Below are 3,305 nucleotides of genomic sequence, written 5' to 3' on the forward strand. Positions count from 1 at the left end.
TTCTTCTTTCCCAACTCTTTGTGAATGTATTCAAAGTCAATCGGTCGGTAACCTGATCCTTCCATCGTCTTTTCAGGATACAAAAACTCTTCTAGCCATTTATCTGTCATCTCATCTGTTAAAGGCAGTGTCACCTCCTTTTTTTCCGCAAGTCGAATGACTTCCGTTATTTTTTGTCTTGAGTGACCAGTAGCTGCACGAATACTTCGAAGCGAAAAGCCATCAGACCTCATCTCCAATACTTTCCTATATTGGAACATAAAAAAACCTCCATATAATAAATGTCATGCAGTAGGCATGCACATTAATTATACAGAAGTTAATAAGTGGTAAACAGTTTGGCAATGACTGGTACATTTCATGGCAAAGGGTGGTACAAAACTTGGCAACGCTGGTACATTTCGCTGGCAGTAGTCATTTCTTTCAGTTTTACATAACGGTATCATAACAGACACTAAGACTAACTGAAAAGTTACCATCAAAAAAGACTAACCGGAAAAAGTGCGGTTAGCCTTGTGGTACCAATCTTTTTGGTGAAAAACTGAGTTTGTCATACTTGCATTTAAGACAAATTCAGGAAAATATCTCCATTTTTTATTTATCTTTTTTTGAAATAGTTTGATTTATTTTATCAATTTGAGATTTTATACTAAGATAAGATACAACCCAAATAATAAAATACACTACCAAAATACTAAATCCTATTACTAATAATCCTAACAAATCTCTACCCCAGTGTAATATATATGCTACTATTAGCAATGGTAAAAAGATTATAGAAAAGTGAATAATTGTATTTGATAAAAGTGATCTTTTTTGGTTATTCATTATATCAGTTGAAAAAGATTGAATTATACCTAGCGACATATAAATCAATGTTTGAACAGTAATTGCTATTAACATTGAATCATACTGATTTAAAAAGCTAGGAATTCCTGGATAATACTCACCATTTAGAAAAGAGAATATCAGGTTTAATGTAAAACCTATTCCTACACCTATAAATGCTCCACTTATAATTTTTTTTAGATATTTCACGATAGTTCCTCCTTTATATTCCTAATACTTTCTTGAAGTTTTTAAGACTTCTTCTAGATACATAGGAAATATCTCCAGTTTTAAACTCTAAAGCAATAGTGCCTTTATAACTTAAATCGAGTCTTTTAACATAGTCTAAATTTATCAATTCACCTTGCGAAATTCGAATAAATGTAGTTGATCTAAATCTTTCTTCTAAATCATACATTCTTAAACGAACTAAATATTCATCCCTCATAGTTTGTGCGAATACTTTTTTATCATTTGTAAAGAAACGAATAATATCATTTGGTTCAAGTAATAAAATCTCCTCATTTTTCAATCCTACAATCCGATTAACTGATGAAAGTTCTAAAATACTTTGAACTAGTTTTACGTCATTATTCATTGATTCTGCAAATACTTTAATTATAGTTTCTTTTATATTTGGGTCTATGTTGATTTCTAATTTCATTTTAAACCTCCTACTCTCTATGAGATAATTTAACTTTATAATAAAACAAGAATACTATCTATAAAAATCAGACAAGAGGTTATTTAAAGGAGATATGCGGTGACTAATTTTTAAGAAAAAACTAAAAAAAGTAGGTCACTATTTAAATATACAATGGCAACCTACTTTTTTGTTATATTATTTATCAATTTTACTCAATTAGATTTAAGGCAAACTAAGGAGCAAAACCGTAAAAGAATAAGATATATAAAGAATATCCTACATAGAGTAATCCTACTAATATAGAGAAAAACATAATCATTATTATATATTTAAGAGCAGTTGGCTGGATATCAGCCTGCACTATCCATATGTAAAAACGCCATACGAGAGCTATTGCAAGGGGTACGACTAATCCAAAATACAAAGCAGATAGTCCGTTAAAATAAATATTAACTCCTTGATCACTCGAGATTAAAGAGCTAAAAGAGAAAGCTCCTAAAAAGATGATAAATGCTAGGCTGATAACGATTGAATAAAGTCGAAATTTATTTTTGTGTTTATCTGGTAATTTAAGATTAAAAGAAATTAATAGATGTACTGCAGCTATTATTATTGCAACGATAAACTCTGGTAAAAATTGCATATTGGTTTCCTTCTTCCAGTTTATTTTAGCTATTATATCTATTTTCTTAAGTTTCACTCAATTCTTATTAAGACAAACTAGGAAATATTAAAAATCCTAAATTTTTACCATTTAAAAATTTTAGTAAGAGTAAACATAATCGACCATAGAACTAGACCAGTTAAAACAAAAACTCCAAAAACCTTCAAGGCATCTACAAATGTCGAAACTGAAAACCAACCACTAAATAAAAGAATAGGATAAATAGTTGCCAGCATGATTAAGAAATGAACAATACTCTGTTTTGTTAAACTCCATTGATCAATATTATAAATAACTGTTGCTGCACCAACAATAAATGCAACTAATCCGCTAAAGAAAGTACTCTTAGCATCTTTATATTGTCCTTGATAATAGAGCAATAAGGCAATGCTTTGCATGATAATGAAGGGTATTCCGCCTCTAAAAATACTTTTCATAATTAATGTCATTATTTAGCCTCCTATTTAGTATTGGACGAGTTTTACTCCATCTTATTGTGACAAACTCACTTCTTTTATTATTTAAAATCTTTCATCCAGTCGACCATTGGAACTGGCTCAAAATCTTCGTCATGCAGATTAGGTTTTCGAGGGTAAAAACGGTTATAGATTTCGAGATGAACGACCTTACGACCACGAGTTCCTTTATGCATATCTAAGTCCATATCGTCGATTTTAAGATTGATTTCGTCCATCGCTGGTTGTAAAACTTTTTGATTGAATTGTCCGAAGGTGTAGCTTTTAGGAGCCCCCATCATTCTTGCTAATTCTTCTGGTGTAGCTTGTAAAGTAGGGCATGTTTTCCCCTTGTCTTTATTAGCTTCACGCATTAATTTATATAATCTTATCGGTTCTGTTGCAAAGTTTTAAATAAAGAATAAAATCCCTTACGGTATCTATGATTTAAGCTGGGATTCCCAATAATACCTTGATTTCAGTACAGACCGAAAACCCGAAGAGAGTGCCTTCTTTTCGGGTTTTCTTATATGATCCTCGAATGGCTTCCATGCCTTTAATCGTGGTAGAGGCAGTGCGTAAACTTCGATAGAATTTATTGCGTCTCTTTACTGGACGATGGTCTTGTTCAATCAAATTATTCAGGTATTTAATGGTACGATGTTCTGTCCCTTGATAAAAGCCGTATTCTTTTAGTTTCTTAAAGGCACTT

The 3,305-nt window shown here is 31.3% G+C and carries 6 protein-coding genes and 1 pseudogene; all 7 read right to left on the minus strand.

Going from position 1 to position 3,305, the window contains the following annotated elements; all coding sequences use genetic code 11:
• Positions 1-260, minus strand: a pseudogene (locus H541_RS0110725) (hypothetical protein); the annotation flags it as partial.
• A 334-nt stretch (positions 261-594) separates the two neighbouring features.
• Positions 595-1,038 carry a DUF3021 domain-containing protein gene (locus tag H541_RS0110730; protein WP_022797276.1) on the minus strand — a complete coding sequence of 148 codons (444 nt, stop codon included), beginning with the start codon at positions 1,036-1,038 and terminating at the stop codon, positions 595-597.
• A 13-nt stretch (positions 1,039-1,051) separates the two neighbouring features.
• The gene (locus tag H541_RS0110735) at positions 1,052-1,492 is read right to left on the minus strand and encodes a LytTR family DNA-binding domain-containing protein (RefSeq protein ID WP_022797277.1); all 441 of its coding nucleotides are present in this window, start codon (positions 1,490-1,492) and stop codon (positions 1,052-1,054) included.
• A 214-nt stretch (positions 1,493-1,706) separates the two neighbouring features.
• Positions 1,707-2,117, minus strand: coding sequence for a hypothetical protein (locus H541_RS0110740; protein WP_022797278.1), 411 nt, complete (start codon positions 2,115-2,117; stop codon positions 1,707-1,709).
• A gap of 104 nt (positions 2,118-2,221) precedes the next feature.
• Positions 2,222-2,587 (minus strand): DUF3021 family protein, encoded by a 366-nt coding sequence (locus H541_RS0110745; protein WP_022797279.1) that lies wholly within the window; start codon positions 2,585-2,587, stop codon positions 2,222-2,224.
• 68 nt (positions 2,588-2,655) lie between these two features.
• Entirely contained in the window at positions 2,656-2,967 is a 312-nt protein-coding gene (locus tag H541_RS0110750; RefSeq protein ID WP_022797280.1) for a replication initiation protein, read from the minus strand.
• Positions 2,968-3,040: 73 nt separating this feature from the next.
• Positions 3,041-3,305: DDE-type integrase/transposase/recombinase (locus H541_RS0110755; protein ID WP_022797281.1), on the minus strand; the 265-nt coding region annotated here is incomplete at its 5' end.

This window comes from Bavariicoccus seileri WCC 4188, assembly GCF_000421665.1.
Classification (GTDB): domain Bacteria; phylum Bacillota; class Bacilli; order Lactobacillales; family Aerococcaceae; genus Bavariicoccus; species Bavariicoccus seileri.

Coding starts and splice junctions, on each gene's coding strand:
- H541_RS0110750 (WP_022797280.1), bottom strand. CDS start 2,967: ATGCGTGAAGCTAATAAAGACAAGGGGAAAACATGCCCTACTTTACAA.
- H541_RS0110740 (WP_022797278.1), bottom strand. CDS start 2,117: ATGCAATTTTTACCAGAGTTTATCGTTGCAATAATAATAGCTGCAGTA.
- H541_RS0110745 (WP_022797279.1), bottom strand. CDS start 2,587: ATGACATTAATTATGAAAAGTATTTTTAGAGGCGGAATACCCTTCATT.
- H541_RS0110735 (WP_022797277.1), bottom strand. CDS start 1,492: ATGAAATTAGAAATCAACATAGACCCAAATATAAAAGAAACTATAATT.